The following is a 19,643-nucleotide window of genomic DNA, read 5'->3' as shown; positions in this document are numbered from 1 at the left end:
CGGTTTGCTTCGCTGCACCTCCTCTCGCTGTGTTTGGCTGCGCCAAACGGTCGCTGCGCTCCCACCCCCGGATAAATCCCTCCACTCAGCCTGCCGACGGGGCCGGTACGGCAAAATCAAAAGCTTTCGGCGAGCTGACACTCGGCGATTGAGTGGTGAAAAGCACGCGCTTGGCTTTTGCTCTTCTGTGGAAGCCAGCCTGCTGGCGATGGCGGCCTGCCAGCCGACCACTCTCTATCCGAATGCATCCAGTCCCTGTGGGAGCTGGCTTGCCAGCGATGGCGGCCTGCCAGATGTACTCATCCTCTGGAGCTGCCGAAGGCTGCGATCTTTTGATCTTTGGCAGAGCACTAAAGATCAAAAGATCGCAGCCTCGTTGCACTCGACAGCTCCTACAGGTAAATGGCGGACAAAAGAAAACCCCCGACACACCAGAAGTCTGTCGGGGGTTTTCTTTTGCCTGGAAGCATCAGGCGTCTCGCGACGCCTGATCCGGCTCAGCTTATTGGCAAGCTTCGCAATCCGGCTCGTCGATCGCGCAAGCCTTTGGCACTGGCGCCGGACCGGCCGGAGCTGCCAGAACCGAATCGTCGCCGTGGTTGCCGCCGCTGGAAACAGCGTTCAGCTTGCCGGTGTTGATGGTCGACTTCTCGGTGCTGGTCGCGGCCAGGGCACGGAGGTAGTAAGTGGTTTTCAGACCACGGTACCAGGCCATGCGGTAGGTCACGTCGAGCTTCTTGCCCGAGGCGCCGGCGATGTACAGGTTCAGCGACTGGGCCTGGTCGATCCACTTCTGACGACGGCTGGCGGCGTCAACGATCCACTTGGTGTCCACTTCGAACGCGGTCGCGTAGAGCTCTTTGAGTTCTTGCGGGATGCGCTCGATCTGCTGCACCGAACCGTCGTAGTACTTCAGGTCGTTGATCATGACCGAGTCCCACAGACCGCGAGCCTTGAGGTCGCGAACCAGGTACGGGTTGATCACGGTGAATTCGCCCGACAGGTTCGATTTCACATACAGGTTCTGGTAGGTCGGTTCGATCGACTGCGAGACGCCCGTGATGTTGGCGATGGTCGCGGTCGGTGCGATGGCCATGATGTTGGAGTTACGAATGCCTTTCTGTACACGGGCGCGAACCGGTGCCCAGTCCAGGGTTTCGTTCAGGTCAACGTCGATGTACTTCTGGCCGCGCTGTTCGATCAGGATCTGTTGCGAATCCAGCGGCAGGATGCCTTTGGACCACAGCGAACCGTTGAACGTCTCGTACGCGCCGCGCTCGTCGGCCAGGTCGCAGGACGCCTGGATCGCGTAGTAGCTGACCGCTTCCATCGACTTGTCGGCGAACTCGACGGCCGCGTCGGAACCATAAGGGATGTGCTGCAGGTACAGCGCGTCCTGGAAGCCCATGATGCCCAGACCGACCGGGCGGTGGCGGAAGTTGGAGTTCTTCGCTTGCGGCACCGAGTAGTAGTTGATGTCGATCACGTTGTCGAGCATGCGCACGGCGGTGTTCACGGTGCGTTGCAGCTTGGCGGTATCCAGCTTGCCGTCGACGATGTGGTTCGGCAGGTTGATCGAGCCCAGGTTGCAAACGGCGATCTCGTCCTTGTTGGTGTTCAAGGTGATCTCGGTGCACAGGTTCGAGCTGTGAACCACGCCGACGTGCTGCTGCGGGCTACGCAGGTTGCACGGATCCTTGAAAGTCAGCCACGGGTGGCCGGTTTCAAACAGCATGGAGAGCATTTTGCGCCACAGGTCTTTGGCCTGGATGGTCTTGAACAGCTTGACCTTGCCCGGGTACTCGGTCAGGGCTTCGTAGTACTCGTAGCGCTCTTCGAAGGCTTTACCGGTCAGGTCGTGCAGATCCGGTACTTCGGAAGGCGAGAACAGGGTCCACTTGCCGTCATCGAAGACACGCTTCATGAACAGGTCAGGGATCCAGTTGGCGGTGTTCATGTCGTGGGTACGACGACGATCATCACCGGTGTTCTTGCGCAGTTCGATGAACTCTTCGATGTCCATGTGCCAGGTTTCCAGGTAGGCACACACAGCGCCTTTGCGCTTGCCACCCTGGTTAACGGCTACGGCGGTGTCGTTCACTACTTTGAGGAACGGAACCACGCCTTGCGACTTGCCGTTGGTGCCCTTGATGTACGAACCCAGTGCACGCACCGGCGTCCAGTCGTTGCCCAGGCCGCCAGCGAATTTGGACAACATGGCGTTGTCGTGGATCGCGTGGTAGATGCCCGACAGGTCGTCCGGAACGGTGGTCAGGTAGCAACTCGACAGCTGTGGACGCAAGGTACCGGCGTTGAACAGAGTCGGGGTCGAAGCCATGTAGTCAAAGGACGACAGCAGGTTGTAGAACTCGATCGCGCGGTCTTCTTTCTGCTTCTCTTCGATCGCCAGGCCCATGGCCACGCGCATGAAGAAGATCTGCGGCAGTTCGAAACGCACGCCATCCTTGTGGATGAAGTAACGGTCGTACAGGGTCTGCAGGCCCAGGTAGGTGAATTGCTGATCGCGCTCGTGGTTGATCGCCTTGCCCAGTTTTTCCAGGTCGAAGGAGGCCAGCACAGGGTTCAGCAGTTCGAACTCGATACCTTTGGCGATGTAAGCCGGCAGTGCCTTGGCGTACAGGTCGGCCATTTCGTGGTGAGTGGCGCTTTCGGCCACGCCGAGGAAGCCCAGGCCTTCGGCACGCAGGGTGTCCATCAGCAGACGGGCGGTGACGAACGAGTAGTTCGGCTCACGTTCAACCAGGGTACGCGCGGTCATCACCAATGCGGTGTTGACGTCGTTCAGGGCCACGCCGTCGTACAGGTTTTTCAGGGTTTCGCGCTGGATCAGATCGCCATCGACTTCAGCCAGGCCTTCGCAGGCTTCGGTGACGATGGTGTTCAGGCGGCCCATGTCCAGCGGCGCGAGGCTGCCGTCGGCGCGGGTGATGCGGATCGACGGGTGCGCGTCGACCGCGGCTTCGACCGGGGTATGAGCTGCGCGTTCTTTCGAGCGGGCGTCACGGTAGATCACGTAGTCGCGAGCGACTTTCTGCTCGCCGGCACGCATCAGGGCCAGTTCGACCTGGTCCTGGATTTCTTCGATGTGGATGGTGCCGCCCGACGGCATGCGACGCTTGAAGGTCGCGGTGACTTGTTCGGTCAGGCGGGCAACGGTGTCGTGGATTCGCGACGAAGCGGCAGCGGTGCCGCCCTCAACTGCGAGAAACGCTTTGGTGATAGCGACGGTGATCTTGTCATCGGTGTAAGGAACGACAGTGCCATTACGCTTGATCACGCGCAGTTGACCAGGCGCGGTGGCGGCCAGATCCGAATTCGAATCGGCGGCCTGCGGCAAGGTGCCCTGCGGGTTCTCGCGAGTTGTGTCGGTTTGCATGGGTGTCTCCACGTTCTCTATGTTTGTTTGGGCACCATGAAGGTGCCCACCGTTCCGTCCTGAAGCACTACAACCGGCACGCGCCGGGCATAACGACTTCGGGACAGTTCAGGAAGGGGGCCTTGTGGGCGCCGCTTCCATGCCGAAGTCTTCGGTTCGCGCTTTACGCGTGAAACCGCATTCCTTTCGGGGAGCAGATTCGTCACTGCAACACCCGTACCGTTATCGTCGTGGTCGACCGAAAAACGGTAGCCATCCGCAGGCGCGGTTTGGGCTTCTGAAAATACGTTTGGTTCAACCCGACAATGGCAATAAAAAGCCTTGAATTCACTGTCCGGTTTGTGTTTGGTTTTTTAGCGCTAACCCCTACATGTAGGGTTTTTTTGCGCACGGGCTACAAGATAATGCGTTTCGGGGGAGTATTGCAACGTATAGCCTGTGGATAAACCTGTGCGTAAATTGTGTGCGAAAGGGCTGATTCGCGTGTAGGCCGCGAACCTGCTGAGCTAGACCGTTTGTCACTGTTTTTCACGCGGGAAAAACGCTTCAGCGGATTTTTAAGGGCGCGAACCCTATCACAAAAAACCGCCGTGTCCGAACGCATTTGCCGACTTGTGTTCTGCCGATACGCCGTTTATACAATCGGGCGGCGTTTACCCATTCTTATGCTCCCAAAAGATGACAAAAAGACGGGAGCATCGGAATCTGCGGGCAACCGCACGCCTGTGTAGGAGCTGCCGCAGGCTTCGATCTTTTGCTTTTAAAAAGCAAGGTCAAAAGATCGCAGCCTGCGGCAGCTCCTACAGGGGGCAGTGTGTTTCTGCCTTATTAACAAAAACAGCAAGCAGAGGTCACCGGTGGAGCAAGAAGCCTGGCAGGTATTGATAGTCGAGGACGACCAGAGACTGGCCGAACTCACCCGCGAATACCTGCAAGCCAATGGATTGCGCGTGGAGATCGAAGGCGACGGTGCGCTGGCGGCGGCGCGGATCATCAAGGAGCAGCCGGACCTGGTGATCCTCGACCTGATGCTGCCCGGTGAAGACGGCTTGAGCATTTGCCGCAAGGTCCGCGACCGTTACGACGGGCCGATCCTGATGCTCACCGCGCGCACCGACGATGCCGACCAGATCCAGGGCCTCGACCTCGGTGCCGACGATTACGTGTGCAAACCGGTGCGCCCACGGCTGTTGCTGGCACGGATTCAGGCTTTGCTGCGGCGCAGTGACAGCGCCGAGCCGGTCACGGAAAAAAGCCGTCGCCTGCAATTCGGCCCGCTGGTGGTGGACAACGCCTTGCGCGAAGCCTGGCTCAGTGACAGCGGCATCGAACTGACCAGCGCCGAATTCGACCTGCTCTGGCTGCTGGTGTCGAATGCCGGACGAATCCTCTCTCGCGAAGAAATTTTCACTGCGCTGCGTGGCATCGGCTATGACGGTCAGGACCGCTCGATCGATGTGCGCATCTCGCGCATCCGCCCGAAAATCGGCGATGACCCCGATCATCCGCGCCTGATCAAGACCATCCGCAGCAAAGGCTATCTGTTCGTTCCGGAAGCCTGTGTGGATCTGGCGCTGTGAACTCGATCTTCCTGCGCATCTATGGCGGCATGTGCGCGGCGCTGATTCTGGTGGCGGTGCTTGGGGTGCTGGCATTGCACCTGCTCAATCAGGTGCGCAGCGAGCAATACCGCGAGCGCCTGGCCCACGGCACGTTCTCGCTGATGGCCGACAACCTGCAACCGATGAACGCAACCGAGCGCCACCGGGCATTGTTGGTCTGGGAGCGTCTGCTGGGGATTCCGCTGGCGCTGAAGACGTTTTCCGAGACCGATCTGGACCTCTCTCAGCGCGCCCGGGTGCAGCGCGGTCAGGCCTTGGTAGAGCAGACCGGCCCGCATGCGGCGCGGGTCTATCGACTGGTCAGCGACAAGGAACAGTTGCTGCTGACCGGCGACGTCCAGCAGATCAGCGAACAACTGGCCCGCGCGACTATTTACCTGCTGGCCGATGAACTGGTGCGGGTGCCGGTTGGCGAACAGCCCAAGCGGCTGGCGCAGTTAAAGGAGGAGAAAGGTTTCGGTTTTGATTTGCGCCTGGTCACGGTCAACGAGGCCGACATGGACGAAGACCAGAGCCGCCGTGTGTCCGAGGGCGATACGGTGATGGCGCTGGGCAAGGGCGGGGATTCGATCCGGGTGTTTGCCGGCATGGTCGGCACGCCGTGGGTGCTGGAAATCGGTCCGCTGTATCAGATGAATCCGTATCCGCCGCAATGGCTGGTGCTGATTGCGGCCCTCGGCCTGAGCCTGATCGGCCTGATCGTTTATCTGTTGGTGCGCCAGCTCGAACGACGTCTGCGCGGTCTCGAAGCCGCAGCCACGCGCATCGCCAAGGGCAGTCTGGAAACCCGAGTGCCGGCTCGTGGCGCTGACTCGGTGGGGCGGCTGGCGGCAGCGTTCAACGGCATGGCCGAGCACTTGCAGCAGTTGCTGGCGATCCAGCGCGAACTGGTGCGCGCGGTGTCCCATGAGTTGCGTACACCCGTGGCGCGTCTGCGATTCGGGTTGGAGATGATCGGCTCGGCCACCACCCCGCAGGCGCTGGAAAAGTACCGCGAGGGCATGGATCACGACATCGAGGATCTCGATAAGCTGGTGGACGAAATGCTCACCTACGCGCGGCTGGAGCAGGGGTCGCCCGCGCTGACCTTTCAACGCATCGACCTCGATGCGCTGGTCAATCAAGTGATTGAAGAACTGGCGCCGTTGCGTGCCGAGGTCACGGTGCAGCGCGGGTTATGCCTGTCCGCTGCCGATAATGACGGCGCCTGGGTCGAGGCCGAGCCGCGCTTTTTGCACCGCGCGTTGCAGAACCTGGTGAGCAACGCGATGCGCCATGCGCACTCGAACGTCACGGTGAGTTATCAGGTTGGGCAGCTGCGCTGCCGGGTGGATGTCGAGGATGACGGGCCGGGTGTGCCGGAGTCGGCGTGGGAGCGCATCTTCACGCCGTTCTTGCGTCTGGATGACAGCCGCACACGGGCGTCGGGCGGGCATGGGCTGGGTCTGTCGATTGTGCGGCGGATCATTCACTGGCATGACGGGCGGGCGCTCATCAACAAGAGCAAGAGTCTGGGTGGGGCCTGTTTCAGTCTGAGCTGGCCGAGGAATCAGGAGCGCCGCTGAGTTTTATGCTGGTTTTGCCGGCCCCAATCGCTGGCAAGCCAGCTTCCACAGTGTCCGTGGTGAGCACAGATTTTGGATACACCCCTGAAACCTGTGGGAGCTGGCTTGCCAGCGATGGGCCCCTCAGCGGCGCTGAAAAATCTTCAGGCAGGGATGCTGACCAGACTCAACAACTGCCCATCCTGCACACCAAACTGCGCGTCCAGCTCGGTGCCATGACGCCATTCACCTGAAAGATCGGTCAGCAAGCGCAAGCGAACCTGACCCTGTTCCGTCCACTCCAGCACCTCGGCGTGCTCGAAATAAAAGCGCTTCTGCACAATCGGGTACAGCGCCTTGAACAGGCTCTCTTTCACCGAAAACGTCAGGGTCACCCACAACCCCAGTTGCTCTCGCGAGCCGGCGGCCATGCGCTGCAATTCCGCTGGCGTGAGGATCTCCCCGGCCAGGCGTTCGCCACGCTCGGTCTCGAGCAGGTTTTCCAGATCCATGCCCAAGCCGCGCCAGTGTCGCTTGTTGGCGACAATCGCCGCCGCGTGTCCGGTGCTGTGGGTGATCGAGCCGCAGATGTGCGCCGGCCACACCGGCGCACGGTCTTCGCCAATCGCCGGAATCACGTTTGAGCCTTCCAGTTGCTGCAGCGCAGCCCGGGCACAAATCCGCCCGGCGAGAAACTCGGCCTGCCGTTTGGCCACCGAGCGCTGAATGCTCGGCGGCGGCTCGATGGCGCTGCGCTGGAAGTCATCGCCGAGCAGTTGCTTCGGGTCGAAACGGGTGCTGAGCAGGACGGTGTCGGGCAACACGTTGGGCAACGGCCAATGGGCGTCGAGCGGGGTGCAGCAGGCGGGGAGGGGCGGGCTGGAATTCATGGCGGGCATTTTGCCGGTTGGCGCGGATGCTGGGTAGAGCCAAAACCTGTATCAGGCGTCGCTGACCCTGTAGGAGCTGCCGAAGGCTGCGATCTTTTGTTCTTGATCTTAAGAAGCAAGATCAAAAGATCGCAGCCTTCGGCAGCTCCTACAGGGGGCGAAGTGGGTCAGCCAAAGATTTTCTGGAAGAACGCCTTCATGTCCGCCCAGGATTTTTCATCGGCCGCTTTGTTGTAGCCGATATCCGGGCCACCGTGATCGCCGTGGCTCAAGCGATCGGCATCCGGATTGGTGAAACCGTGCTTGGCGCCGTCGAGGCTGACGAATCTGTAGTCGGCGCCGGCCTTGTCCATTTCAGATTTGAACGCGGTGACGTTGTCGGCAGTGACCATGCTGTCCAGCGCGCCATGCTCGACCAGAATTTTCGCTTTCACACTGCCGGGCGTCGCCGGGGTGGTGGTCGCCAGCGCACCGTGGAAACTCACCACGCCCGCCAGCGGCTCGCCCTGACGCGCCGCATTGAGCACCACGCCACCGCCGAAGCAGTAGCCGATGGCGGCGATTTTATTGACGTCGGTCTGCGGCTGCTTTTTCAGCAGATTCAGCCCGGCCTCAAAGCGCTTGCTGGAGGCGGCGGCATCCTGGGTCGCGGCCTGCATGAACGCCATCGCATCTTTCGGGTGCTCGGTGTTCTTGCCCTCGCCATACATGTCGATTGCCAAGGCGCTGTAGCCCAGTTCGGCGAGGTCGCGGGCGCGGCGTTTGGCGTAATCGTTCAGGCCCCACCATTCATGCACCACCACCACGCCCGGGCGTTTGCCCTTGATCGCGTCGTCGTAGGCGTAATAGCCGATCAGTCGGGTGCCGTCGGCGCTCTGGTAAGGAATCTCCTGAGTCTTGATCGCAGCGTTGGCCAGGCTGCTGGCGGCGAGCAGGGCAAGGACGAAAAACAGGCGCATGGTCGGTCTCCTTATCGAAAGTGGTCAGGACAGCCTAGTCGATTTGATTCAGCGCAGGTTCAGAGAGTGTTCAGGGCAGGTACAGGGGCAGGTCAGTAACCTTGCGCCATACCCAAACAGCACTGTGAAAGAGGAAATGCGATGAATCGTCTGAACAAACTGCTGCTGGCTTTTACCTTGTTGGGCTCCAGCCTTGCGGCACATGCCGATGACACCAGCAACTTCGCCGGCCTGACGTTCGGCCAGACCAGTGACAAGGTCAAAAAGTCCCACGCGCTGAACGACAACCTTGGCCACCCGGATGCCAGCGGCGCAATCGATGGCAACAACACTTACGGCGTGCGCCTCGGTCAGCAAAACTCGCAAGGTCGCTACTACGCCACTTACGACAACGTGTCCGGTTCGCACAATGGCATTAAACTGCGCCAGGAAAACCTGCTGGGCAGCTACGATCTGTTCTATCCAGTGGGCGGCAGCACCAAACTGTTCGGTGGTGCCACGGCCGGTTTGACCAAGCTGACCCAGGATTCGCCAGGCTACAGCCGTGACAGCGACATCGGTTACGCCGTTGGTGGCCAGTTCGGTGTGCTGCAACAAGTGGCGCAGAACATTTCGGTGGAACTCGGTTACCGTTACCTGATGAGCAACGCCAGCACCGAAATGAAAGAGAGCGGTGGCAGCAAGCAAGGCTCGCTGGACTTGACCAGCAGCGCCCAGACTTACCTGTCGGCGAACTACGCTTTCTAAAGCGCGGTTCGCTCTAGACCCTGTGGGAGCGAGCTTGCTCGCGAAAGCGGTCTATCAGTCGACAACACTGTTGGCTGGTACATCGCCTTTGCGAGCAAGCCCGCTCCCACACATGCGTTGTTGGAGTTTTTGATTTGCCCGGGAGAGCGTTATGAAACTGTTGGTCGTCGAAGATGAAGCGCTGTTGCGCCATCACCTGCAAACCCGTCTGACGGAGAGTGGCCACGTGGTCGAGTCCGTGGCCAATGCCGAAGAGGCGCTGTACCAGACCGGACAGTTCAACTTCGATCTGGCGGTGATCGACCTCGGTCTGCCCGGCATGGGCGGTCTGGACCTGATTCGCCAGTTGCGCTCGAGCGGCAAGACCTTTCCGATCCTGATCCTCACCGCGCGCGGCAATTGGCAGGACAAGGTCGAAGGCCTCGCCGCCGGTGCCGACGACTACGTGGTCAAGCCGTTCCAGTTCGAAGAACTCGACGCGCGCCTCAACGCCTTGCTGCGCCGTTCCAGCGGTTTCACCCAGTCGACCATCGTCGCCGGGCCGCTGTTGCTTGATCTCAATCGCAAGCAGGCGTCACTGGATGAAGAGCCGCTGGCGCTGACCGCCTACGAATACCGCATCCTCGAATACCTGATGCGCCACCACCAGCAAGTGGTGCCCAAGGATCGCCTGATGGAACAGCTCTATCCGGACGACGACGAGCGTGATCCGAACGTGATCGAAGTGCTGGTCGGCCGCTTGCGCCGCAAGCTCGAAGGCCCGGGCGGGTTCAAGCCGATCGATACCGTGCGTGGTCTCGGCTACCTGTTCAATGAGCGCTGCACTTGATTCGTTCTCTTCGCGTTCGCTTGATGCTCGCCGCCACCACGTTGGCGGTGTTGTTCATGCTCGGCTTGCTGCCGGCCATGCAGGGCGCGTTCAGCCTGGCACTGCAGGACTCGATCGAGCAGCGCCTGGCCTCGGATGTCACCACGCTGATCTCGGCGGCGCGCATCGACAGCGGCCAACTGGTGATGCCGACGCAGTTGCCGGATGAACGTTTCAACCTCACCGACAACCGCTTGCTCGGCTACATCTACGACCGCCAGGGCAAACTGGTCTGGCGCTCGAAAGGTACTCAGGAAGAGCAGATCAACTACAAGCCGCGTTACGACGGCATGGGTAACGAGTTCGCGCGGATCCGCGAGAGCAACGGCCAGGAGTTCTTCGTCTACGACGTCGAAGTCAAACTGCTCGGCGGCAAGAGCGCGGCTTTCAGTATCGTTGCGCTGCAACCGGTGCGCGAATATGAAAACACCCTTGAAGGCCTGCGCGAGAACCTCTACCTGGGCTTCGGCGCTGCCTTGTTGGTGCTGCTGGCGCTGTTGTGGATCGGCCTGACCTGGGGCCTCAAGGCGCTGCGTCGGCTGAGTCAGGAACTCGACGAAATCGAAAGCGGCACCCGCGAAAGCCTCACCGAACAGCACCCGCGCGAGCTGCTGCGTCTGACCGGATCGCTCAACCGTTTGCTGCACAGTGAACGCCAGCAACGCAGCCGGTACCGCGACTCTCTCGATGACCTGGCGCACAGCCTGAAAACCCCGTTGGCGGTGTTGCAAGGGGTCAGTGAAGACATGGCCCAACGCCCGGAAGATCGCGATCAGGCCTGGGTGCTGCAAACCCAGATCGAACGCATGAGCCAGCAGATCAGCTATCAACTGCAACGGGCCAGCCTGCGCAAAAGCGGTCTGGTGCGCCATCAGGTGCGGCTGCGGCCGGTGCTCCAGAGCCTGTGCGATACGCTGGACAAGGTTTACCGCGACAAACATGTTCGAGTGGCGTTCGACCTGCCGGAGCAATGTTATGTGCCGATCGAACAGGGCGCGTTGCTGGAGATGATGGGCAACCTGCTGGAAAACGCCTATCGCCTGTGCCTGAGCGAAGTGCGCATCAGCGTGCGCGAGAGCCTGACCGGTATCGAGTTGTGCATCGAAGACGACGGCCCCGGCGTACCGCCGAATCAGCGCGCGCGAATCCTTGAGCGCGGCGAACGACTGGATCGCCAGCATCCGGGGCAGGGCATCGGGCTGGCGGTGGTCAAGGACATCATCGAAAGCTACAACGCCAAGTTGATGCTCGGAGATTCGCCGATGGGCGGGGCGGCATTCAGGATTCAGTTTCCTGCGGTTTAGGTGTTGGTCTTTCGGGCGCCATCGCTGGCAAGCCAGCTCCCACAGTGTCCGAGTCGTATACAAATTCCTTGAACGACATCAACACCTGTGGGAGCTGGCTTGCCAGCGATGAGGCCAGTCAAGGCGCCACAGACGGCGAGCAGATCACTGCTCCTGCGCCCGATAAGCCCCCGGTGTCAGCCCCGTCCATTTCTTGAACGCCCGGTGAAACGCCGACGGTTCGGAAAACCCCAGTTGCTCGGCAATCTGCTGCAACGACAGATCCGCCCGGCCCAGGTGATAAATCGCGATGTCGCGGCGCAACTGATCCTTCAATTCCTGAAAACTGCTGCCTTCCTCACGTAAATGCCGACGCAGGGTTTGCGGGCTGATGTGCAACTGCGCAGCCACGGCCTCCAGGTCCGGCCAGTGCGCGCTGTCGCGGCTGAGCAAACGGCGCAGGCGGCTGCTGAGGCTGTCGCCGTCGTCCGGGCGCGACAACAGGTCGGCGGGGGAGCGTTCGAGGAAATGCTTCAAGGTGCGTTCGTCCTGCAACAGCGGCATGTGCAGGTAGCGACTGTGAAACAGCAGGCTGCTCTGCTCGGCGCAAAACACCAAAGGGCAGGGGAACAGCAGGTCGTACTCGGCACCCTGCGCCGGTTTCGGGTAACTGAAGGTGGCCTGCTCCAGACGAATCCGCTGGCCGATCAGCCAACTGCCGAGGCGATGCCAGATCACCAGCAGGCTCTCGCTGAGAAAGTGATCCGGGTCCCATAACTGCGCATCATCGAGGCTCAGGCGCACCCATTCGTCTTCGCGGCTCAGGCTCAGGCGCGGGGCTTCGGGGAATAGGCTATAAAACAATAAACCGCGTTGCAGTGCCTTCTCCAGATTGCGGCAGTGGATCAAGGCGTGGCACATCATCGCGAAGCTGCCGGGTTTGCTCGGCGCGTTGCCAAAGCCCAGGTATTCGTCATCCAGCGCCAGCCACAGGCTCTGGATCAGTTGGGTGAATTGTTCCGGGGCGATGCGTGCCCGTGGCTCATCGAGCAACTCGGGGCTGATGCCCAGTTGCTGCAGCAACGGCGCATAGTCGAATCCCGAACGGCGTGCGCCACCGAGGGCGGCGCGGGCGAAATGACTGGCGATGGTACGTTCGCGCATAAGCGGCTGATCCTTCCTCAGGCGCCGGATGGTAGCCGGGGCAAGCGCAGGGCAACAAGGCGGATTTCCGCCAAATTGTAGGACGAGATCCGCTGACTTGGCGGAAATCCGCCACACCTGCGTCACCGGGCGGTGACAAAAAATACCCTGCATACCCTGATATCAAAAGGCTTGCAGCGAATCGCACCAAAGTGGCACGGCGTTTGCGATAAGAGCGACAGAAGTGTGCGTCTTTCCGCTGGAAAAACGCTGCTCGACACAACAAATCCCTCCAGTGCAGGAGGGTTCGCAATTCAGGTTCTGCGCTCAACAGATGGATGTTGCCCGCGGGACGCTTGAGGACACTTGCAATGACGACTCGTCAGCCACTGTACAAATCCCTGTATTTCCAGGTGATCGTCGCGATCATCATCGGTATTGCCCTTGGTCACTACTACCCGCAGTTCGGTGTGGCGGTTAAGCCGCTGGGCGACGGGTTCATCAAGCTGATCAAAATGATCATCGCCCCGATCATTTTCTGCACCGTGGTCAGCGGCATTGCTGGCATGCAAAGCATGAAATCGGTCGGCAAGACCGGCGGTTACGCACTCCTGTACTTCGAAATCGTTTCGACCATCGCCCTGCTGGTCGGTCTGATCGTGGTCAACATCGTGCAGCCGGGCAACGGCATGCACATCGACGTCAGCACTTTGGACGCCTCGAAAGTCGCCACTTATGTGCAGCAAGGCGCAGACCAGAGCGTTGTCGGCTTCCTGCTCAACGTGATCCCGACCACCATCGTCGGCGCGTTCGCCACCGGTGACATCCTGCAAGTGCTGATGTTCTCGGTAATCTTCGGTTTCGCCCTGCACCGCCTGGGTGACTATGGCCGTCCGATCCTCGACTTCATCGATCGCTTCGCCCACGTGATGTTTAACATCATCAACATGATCATGAAGCTCGCACCAATCGGTGCCTTCGGTGCGATGGCGTTCACCATCGGTGCCTACGGTGTCGGTTCGCTGGTGCAGCTGGGTCAGCTGATGGCCTGCTTCTACATCACCTGCCTGGCGTTCATCCTGATCGTGCTGGGTGCCATTGCCCGTATGCACGGCTTCAGCGTGCTGAAGATGATCCGTTACATCCGTGAAGAGCTGCTGATCGTACTGGGCACTTCCTCGTCGGAATCGGTACTGCCACGCATGCTGATCAAGATGGAGCGTCTGGGCGCGAAGAAATCCGTCGTGGGTCTGGTGATCCCGACCGGTTACTCGTTCAACCTCGACGGTACCGCGATCTACCTGACCATGGCCGCCGTGTTCATTGCTCAGGCCACCGACACGCACATGGACATCACCCATCAGATCACCCTGCTGGTGGTGCTGCTGCTGTCGTCCAAAGGCGCCGCCGGTGTGACCGGTTCGGGCTTCATCGTGCTGGCCGCCACCCTGTCGGCGGTAGGTCACCTGCCGGTGGCCGGTCTGGCGCTGATCCTCGGTATCGACCGCTTCATGTCCGAAGCCCGCGCCCTGACCAACCTGGTCGGCAACGCCGTGGCGACCATCGTGGTTGCCAAGTGGGTGAAAGAGCTGGACACCGACGTGCTGCAAGCCGAGCTGGCTTCGGGTGGTCGCGGTATTGCTGACACCCGTCCGGAAGACGACCTGGGTGTGGCTGAAGGTGCTACCCCGAGCAACGTCAAGTAACTGCAATTTGGTAATACCTTGTGGCGAGGGAGCTTGCTCCCGCCGGACTGTGCAGCAGGCCCCTCTTTGAAGAATGGGGCCGCTTCGCGCCCCTGCGGGAGCAAGCTCCCTCGCCACAGGTGTCCTGAAAAACCTGCTTCGGCAGGTTTTTTATTGCCTGCGATTTGAGCATTACGGTCACTGCCGCTGACACATCCGGTGATTGCCGTGCGCGGCATCGCTGCCTAGTCTGAGTGCATCGCACAAGGAGCTCGCCCATGTCCGCACCGCTGGCCTCACTGAAGATTCTCGATTTTTCGACCCTGCTACCGGGGCCATTCGCCTCGCTGTTGCTGGCCGACATGGGCGCCGAAGTGCTGCGCATCGAGTCGCCCACGCGCATGGACCTGCTGCGGGTGTTGCCGCCGCACGATCAAGGGGTGTCCGCCAGCCACGCTTACCTCAACCGCAACAAGCGCAGCCTGGCGCTGGATCTCAAGCAGCCGGAGGCGCTGGAGGTGATCAGGCAGTTGCTGGGCGAATACGACATCGTTCTGGAACAGTTCCGTCCCGGGGTGATGGAACGTTTGGGGCTGGGCTACGAGGCGTTGAAGGCGATCAACCCGAAGCTGATTTACGTGTCGATCACCGGCTACGGCCAGACCGGCCCGTACAAGGATCGCGCCGGGCATGACATCAATTATCTGGCGCTGGCCGGGCTCTCCAGCTACACCGGCCGCACCGATAGCGGGCCGTTGCCGTTGGGCATGCAGGTGGCGGATATCGCGGGCGGTTCACTGCATGGGGTGATCGGCCTGCTGGCGGCGGTCATCGCCCGGCAGCAGAGCGGGCAGGGCACGCATCTGGACGTGAGCATGACCGATTGCGCCTTCAGCCTGAACGCCATGGCTGGCGCCGGATATCTGGCCTGTGGCGAGGAACCGCACTGGGAAGACCAGATGCTCAATGGCGGCAGCTTCTATGACTATTACCGCTCGCGCGACGGGCGCTGGTTGTCGGTGGGCAGTCTGGAACCGGGGTTCATGCAGCAACTGTGCGCGGCGTTGGGCCGGCCGGAGCTGGCGGCGCAGGGCTTGTCGCCGAAACCCGAACACCAACGGTTATTGAAGGATGCGCTGAAAGTTGAATTCGAGAGGCACGACTTTGCCGAGCTGTGTGAATTGTTCGCCGGAGTCGATGCCTGTGTCGAACCGGTCTTGAACCTGAGCGAGGCGGTGCAGCATCCGCAATTGCAGGCACGGGAACTGGTGACCCAGGTGCCGCGTGGCGACGGTACGACTCAGGCGCAGATCGGCTGTCCGTTGAAATTCTCCGAGGCGCTGCCGGCGCCGCGGCATGTTGGTGCGAAGTTGGGACAGCACACGGAGCAGGTGCTGGGGGAGTTGGGGTTTGATGCTGAGCGGATTGCTCAATTGCGTGCGGCCAAGGTCATTCTCTAGCGTTGGTGCTGGCCTCATCGCTGGCAAGCCAGCTCCCACAGTTTCTTTGGGGTGTTCACAGGCTCTGTGTTCGGCACAAAACCTGTGGGAGCTGGCTTGCCAGCGATGAGGCCCTCCAATGCAGCAACGAACCGGCTATTCCACCCGCATCTCACCACTGAACACCAAAGTGTTGCGACAACGCCGGCACAAATACCGCCGCCCCTGGCGCACCAGGCTATGACGCTGCGCCGAAAACGGAAAATCACTGTCGGCGCACGGGCATTTGTAGATATAGCGGGTCACGCTGCGGCGTTTCACGGCGTAGGTGTGGCAACGATCCGGTGGCAGTTCATAAACCCCGCGCATGATCAGTTGCCACTCCTCGCCGTGCGGCTGGATGCGGTCGCCGAACAGTTGATGGGCGATCAGGTGCGCGACTTCGTGGGCCACGGTCTGCTTGAGGAAGTGTTCGGTGTTTTCCCGGTACAGCTGCGGGTTGAAGCGCAGCAGGTTCTCGTGCAGATGCGCGACACCGGCTTTTTGCCCGCGCAGCTTGAGGCTGACGACCGGGCGTTGGAAATGACGTTTGAAAAAGGCTTCAGCGAGTTGGTAACAGTCTTCGACGCGGGTATTGAGTTGCTCGGGCATGCTTGATGGATCTCCAGAGGCGTCGAGTATGCCGCAACCTCCAGGACTTGCGAATCGTTGACCTGCCGAATGGTCATTCGCGAAACGAGAAGGCCGCCTTGCGGCGGCCTGTATTGGCAGATCTTGTTGTTCTCGGGGATAACGCCTGTCAGTTGGTATACACCGGCCCCACGCCGAGGCCCCAGACAATCACGGTGAACGCCATGATGGCGACCAGCACCACCAGACCCACCGCCAGCACCGAGCTGGAAAACAGGAAGCCTTCGTCCGACGGTATGTTCATGAACGTCGGCAGCCCGACGTACAGCAGGTACACCGTGTAGCAGATGGCCGCCGTGCCGACGATCATCCCCAGCCACATATGCGGATACAGCGCCGCCAGCCCGCCAACGAACAACGGCGTGGCGGTGTAGGTCGCGAACGCCACGCAACGCGCCAGGCTTGGATTGGCGTCATACGTGCGGGCCATCCAGTGCACAAAGGCGCCCATCATCGCGACCCCGCCGAGCATTGCCAGGTACGACATCACGGTCATCCAGATTGCGCTTTCGACGGTGAGCATCACCGGCGCGCGGTTGCCGATCACCCAGCCGACCTGCGTGGTGCCGATAAACGCCGAAACGGCCGGAATCGCCGCCAGGATCAGCGTGTGCGTCAGGTACATGTGGCTGATGCTTTCCTCTTGGTCGCCACGGATTTCCTTCCATTCCTGATCGGGGTGGGTAAAAAGTCCCACTACGTGATGGATCATGCCAGTCACTCCTCTTGTTATTGCCATCGCCCCCCAGCGGAGCGCCTACGGGCCAAGGTGGCCGAGCAAATACAGGTCTTCAGATGTATGCGACCTTATGTCGCAGTATAGAAAGGACTTAACCGCACAGGGACTAGGGGCTTAGAGCAAATTGCGCTGTAAACACTGGGCGTAATCGCGGCAGGGTCTTGCGCATTTGAGGCTGGGTCACCTCTGTGGCGAGGGAGCTTGCTCCCGCTCGGCTGCGCAGCAGTCGCCAATCCTTGCAGTTCGGTGAGTCAGGAAAATAGCGACTGCAGGTTTGGGGGCGCTTCGCACCCCAGCGGGAGCAAGCTCCCTCGCCACAGGGGATCGGTTGAAAGGGACAGACCCACGGCCCTTCGCGCTCCCCGGGTTTTTGCGTAAAATGCCCGCCTTTCGTCACACCTCACGGATTTCGCGTCATGGGCACTCTTACGGTCAACCAGAACAAACTGCAAAAGCGCCTGCGCCGCCTGGCCGGCGAAGCGGTCGCCGATTTCAACATGATCGAAGACGGCGACAAGGTCATGGTCTGCCTGTCCGGGGGCAAGGACAGCTACACCATGCTCGACGTGCTGCTGCACCTGCAGAAGGTTGCACCGATCAAGTTCGAGATCGTCGCGGTGAACATGGATCAGAAGCAGCCGGGTTTCCCCGAGCACGTGCTGCCGGCCTACCTGAAAGAGCTGGGCGTCGAGTACCACATCGTCGAGAAAGACACTTACTCGGTGGTCAAGGAGTTGATTCCCGAAGGCAAGACCACCTGCTCGCTGTGCTCGCGCCTGCGTCGCGGCACGCTGTACACCTTTGCCGATGAAATCGGTGCGACCAAGATGGCCCTCGGTCACCATCGCGATGACATCGTCGAGACGTTCTTCCTCAACATGTTCTTCAACGGCACCCTCAAGGCGATGCCGCCGAAGCTGCGCGCCGACGACGGGCGCAACGTGGTGATCCGTCCGCTGGCCTACTGCAACGAGAAAGACATCCAGGCCTACTCGGACTTCAAGGAATTCCCGATCATCCCGTGCAACCTCTGCGGTTCGCAGGAAAACCTGCAGCGCCAGGTGGTCAAGGAAATGCTTCAGGACTGGGAGCGCAAGACTCCGGGCCGCACTGAAAGCATCTTCCGCAGTCTGCAGAACGTCGTGCCGTCGCAACTGGCCGACCGCAACCTGTTCGACTTCACCAGCCTGAAGATCGACGAGACCGCGGCTTCGCGCTTCGTTAACGTCGTCAACCTGTAAACCCTTTCCCTGTGGGAGCGGCCCTGTGGTGAGGGGATTTATCCCCGATGGGCTGCGCAGCAGCCCCAGCTTTTCTGGGGGAGCTTTGCTCCTCATCGGGGCGGTGCGACGTTTCGCTAAATCCCCTCACCACAGGGCCTGCCCCCACATGGGGTTTTTCGTTTCATTCGATAGGAGAGGGCATGCGCGATTACAAGTGGCTGCACGAATACTGTCTGAACCGCTTCGGCTCGGCGGCTGAACTGGAAGCCCATCTGCCCGTTCCCAAGACTCCCGCGCAATTGCGCAAGATCAGCGACGACCGCTACCTCTCGACCATGGCCCTGCGCGTCTTTCGCGCCGGCCTCAAGCACAGCCTGGTGGACGCCAAGTGGCCGGCTTTCGAAGAGGTGTTCTTCAAATTCGATCCGGAAAAAGTCGTGCTGATGAGCGCCGAACATCTTGAACGCCTGATGCAGGACGCGCGGATCATCCGCCACCTGGGCAAGCTCAAGAGCGTGCCGCGCAATGCGCAGTTCATTCTCGATGTCGAGCAGGAGAAGGGCAGTTTCGGCGCGCTGATCGCCGACTGGCCGGTGACCGATATCGTCGGTTTGTGGACCTACCTGAAAAAACACGGGAGTCAGTTAGGTGGGCTGTCGGCACCACGCTTCCTGCGCATGGTCGGCAAGGACACCTTCGTGCCGAGCTATGACGTGGTCGCGGCGCTGAATGCGCAGAAGATCGTCGACAAGGCGCCGACCAGTCTGCGCGATCTGGCGATTGTGCAGAACGCGTTCAATCAGTGGCATGAGCAGAGTGGCGGGCGGCCGATGAGTCAGATTTCGATGATGCTCGCGTACACTGTCAATCATTGACATCGAGTTGCTTCAATCGCTGGCAAGCCAGCTCCCACAGGATCCTTGTTGAAACACAATTTTGTGATCGACACAAAAACGGTGGGAGCTGGCTTGCCAGCGATAGCGATCTGTCAGGCGACAGAGACTTCGCCCTCGCCAGCCAGCTTGCGATTCAACTGATACCGCCACCGCACATACAGCAGCGCCGAGCAGAACAGCGCCAGGCTCGCGGCCATCTCCAACACGCCAAACAGCTGCCGGTTCGGGTCATAGGCCGCCAGTGCACCTTTGATGAAGTACAGATTCACCACAAAGCACATCCACGAGTGCGCACGTGCGTTGCCCATCAGCATCCCCGGCGCGAGGATCAGCCACGGGATCAGTTCGACCAGCAGGATCACCCACGGTCGAGCGCCGTGCAGGTCGGCGAACACCAGGTAATAAGCCGCCAGCAATCCTGCCAGGCCGAAAAAGCACAGCAGACTGATAACCCGCATCGCCCGTACACGCGGCTCCAGCCATTCAACGCTGGGCAGGACTTTCGGCTTCCGGGCCAT

General features: G+C 60.6%; 16 protein-coding genes. 9 read left to right on the top strand and 7 right to left on the bottom strand.

Features of this window, described 5'->3' with window-relative positions:
- Positions 1-502: 502 nt before the first annotated feature.
- Positions 503-3,397: a ribonucleoside-diphosphate reductase subunit alpha gene (locus OC71_RS09290; protein WP_041067575.1), complete on the bottom strand. Its 2,895-nt coding sequence runs from the start codon at positions 3,395-3,397 to the stop codon at positions 503-505.
- Positions 3,398-4,254: 857 nt separating this feature from the next.
- Here OC71_RS09290 and OC71_RS09285 point away from each other — a divergent pair.
- The gene (locus tag OC71_RS09285) at positions 4,255-4,977 is read left to right on the top strand and encodes a response regulator (RefSeq protein WP_041067574.1); all 723 of its coding nucleotides are present in this window, start codon (positions 4,255-4,257) and stop codon (positions 4,975-4,977) included.
- Positions 4,974-6,584: an ATP-binding protein gene (locus OC71_RS09280; RefSeq protein WP_041067572.1), complete on the top strand. Its 1,611-nt coding sequence runs from the start codon at positions 4,974-4,976 to the stop codon at positions 6,582-6,584. The genes OC71_RS09285 and OC71_RS09280 overlap by 4 nt, the downstream gene beginning before the upstream one ends.
- A 143-nt stretch (positions 6,585-6,727) precedes the next feature.
- On the opposite strand, the gene OC71_RS09275 is transcribed toward OC71_RS09280, so the two are convergent.
- Entirely contained in the window at positions 6,728-7,453 is a 726-nt protein-coding gene (locus OC71_RS09275; protein ID WP_041067571.1) for a 4'-phosphopantetheinyl transferase, read from the bottom strand.
- A gap of 167 nt (positions 7,454-7,620) precedes the next feature.
- Positions 7,621-8,412 (bottom strand): dienelactone hydrolase family protein, encoded by a 792-nt coding sequence (locus tag OC71_RS09270; protein ID WP_041067570.1) that lies wholly within the window; start codon positions 8,410-8,412, stop codon positions 7,621-7,623.
- Between the two features lie 141 nt (positions 8,413-8,553).
- Between OC71_RS09270 and OC71_RS09265 the strand changes: the two genes are divergently transcribed.
- The 3 genes from OC71_RS09265 to OC71_RS09255 all read left to right on the top strand — a co-directional run bounded on the left by OC71_RS09265 (position 8,554) and on the right by OC71_RS09255 (position 11,331).
- Positions 8,554-9,159: a membrane protein gene (locus OC71_RS09265; RefSeq protein ID WP_041067567.1), complete on the top strand. Its 606-nt coding sequence runs from the start codon at positions 8,554-8,556 to the stop codon at positions 9,157-9,159.
- 151 nt (positions 9,160-9,310) lie between these two features.
- The gene (locus tag OC71_RS09260; protein WP_027612288.1) at positions 9,311-9,988 is read left to right on the top strand and encodes a response regulator transcription factor; all 678 of its coding nucleotides are present in this window, start codon (positions 9,311-9,313) and stop codon (positions 9,986-9,988) included.
- Positions 9,985-11,331: an ATP-binding protein gene (locus OC71_RS09255; RefSeq protein WP_041067565.1), complete on the top strand. Its 1,347-nt coding sequence runs from the start codon at positions 9,985-9,987 to the stop codon at positions 11,329-11,331. The genes OC71_RS09260 and OC71_RS09255 overlap by 4 nt, the downstream gene beginning before the upstream one ends.
- 144 nt (positions 11,332-11,475) lie before the next feature.
- On the opposite strand, the gene OC71_RS09250 is transcribed toward OC71_RS09255, so the two are convergent.
- On the bottom strand, positions 11,476-12,474 hold the full coding sequence (locus OC71_RS09250) for an AraC family transcriptional regulator (RefSeq protein ID WP_041067564.1): 999 nt from the start codon (positions 12,472-12,474) through the stop codon (positions 11,476-11,478).
- Between the two features lie 350 nt (positions 12,475-12,824).
- Between OC71_RS09250 and OC71_RS09245 the strand changes: the two genes are divergently transcribed.
- Both OC71_RS09245 and OC71_RS09240 read left to right on the top strand, forming a co-directional pair.
- Entirely contained in the window at positions 12,825-14,159 is a 1,335-nt protein-coding gene (locus tag OC71_RS09245; protein ID WP_041067561.1) for a dicarboxylate/amino acid:cation symporter, read from the top strand.
- Positions 14,160-14,416: 257 nt separating this feature from the next.
- Complete coding sequence (locus tag OC71_RS09240; protein WP_041067558.1) at positions 14,417-15,598, top strand: CaiB/BaiF CoA-transferase family protein; 1,182 nt, start codon at positions 14,417-14,419, stop codon at positions 15,596-15,598.
- 135 nt (positions 15,599-15,733) lie between these two features.
- Here OC71_RS09240 and OC71_RS09235 read toward each other — a convergent pair whose 3' ends face one another.
- Positions 15,734-16,228: a SprT family zinc-dependent metalloprotease gene (locus OC71_RS09235; protein WP_041067555.1), complete on the bottom strand. Its 495-nt coding sequence runs from the start codon at positions 16,226-16,228 to the stop codon at positions 15,734-15,736.
- Between the two features lie 148 nt (positions 16,229-16,376).
- Entirely contained in the window at positions 16,377-16,979 is a 603-nt protein-coding gene (locus OC71_RS09230; RefSeq protein WP_041067554.1) for a Yip1 family protein, read from the bottom strand.
- Positions 16,980-17,422: 443 nt separating this feature from the next.
- Between OC71_RS09230 and ttcA the strand changes: the two genes are divergently transcribed.
- Together ttcA and OC71_RS09220 are read left to right on the top strand one after the other, a co-directional pair.
- On the top strand, positions 17,423-18,247 hold the full coding sequence (ttcA, locus tag OC71_RS09225; protein WP_041067551.1) for a tRNA 2-thiocytidine(32) synthetase TtcA: 825 nt from the start codon (positions 17,423-17,425) through the stop codon (positions 18,245-18,247).
- Between the two features lie 182 nt (positions 18,248-18,429).
- A complete protein-coding gene (locus OC71_RS09220) occupies positions 18,430-19,104 on the top strand; it encodes a DNA-3-methyladenine glycosylase I (RefSeq protein ID WP_041067548.1) in 675 nt (224 codons plus the stop codon).
- A 113-nt stretch (positions 19,105-19,217) separates the two neighbouring features.
- Here OC71_RS09220 and OC71_RS09215 read toward each other — a convergent pair whose 3' ends face one another.
- Positions 19,218-19,643, bottom strand: coding sequence for a DUF2069 domain-containing protein (locus OC71_RS09215; protein WP_041067545.1), 426 nt, complete (start codon positions 19,641-19,643; stop codon positions 19,218-19,220).

The sequence above is a fragment of the Pseudomonas sp. W15Feb9B genome (assembly GCF_000828175.1).
In the GTDB taxonomy this organism is placed as follows: Bacteria; Pseudomonadota; Gammaproteobacteria; order Pseudomonadales; family Pseudomonadaceae; genus Aquipseudomonas; species Aquipseudomonas parakoreensis.
Note: the sequence above shows the minus strand (reverse complement) of the source record. Positions and strands in the feature narration are given on the sequence as shown.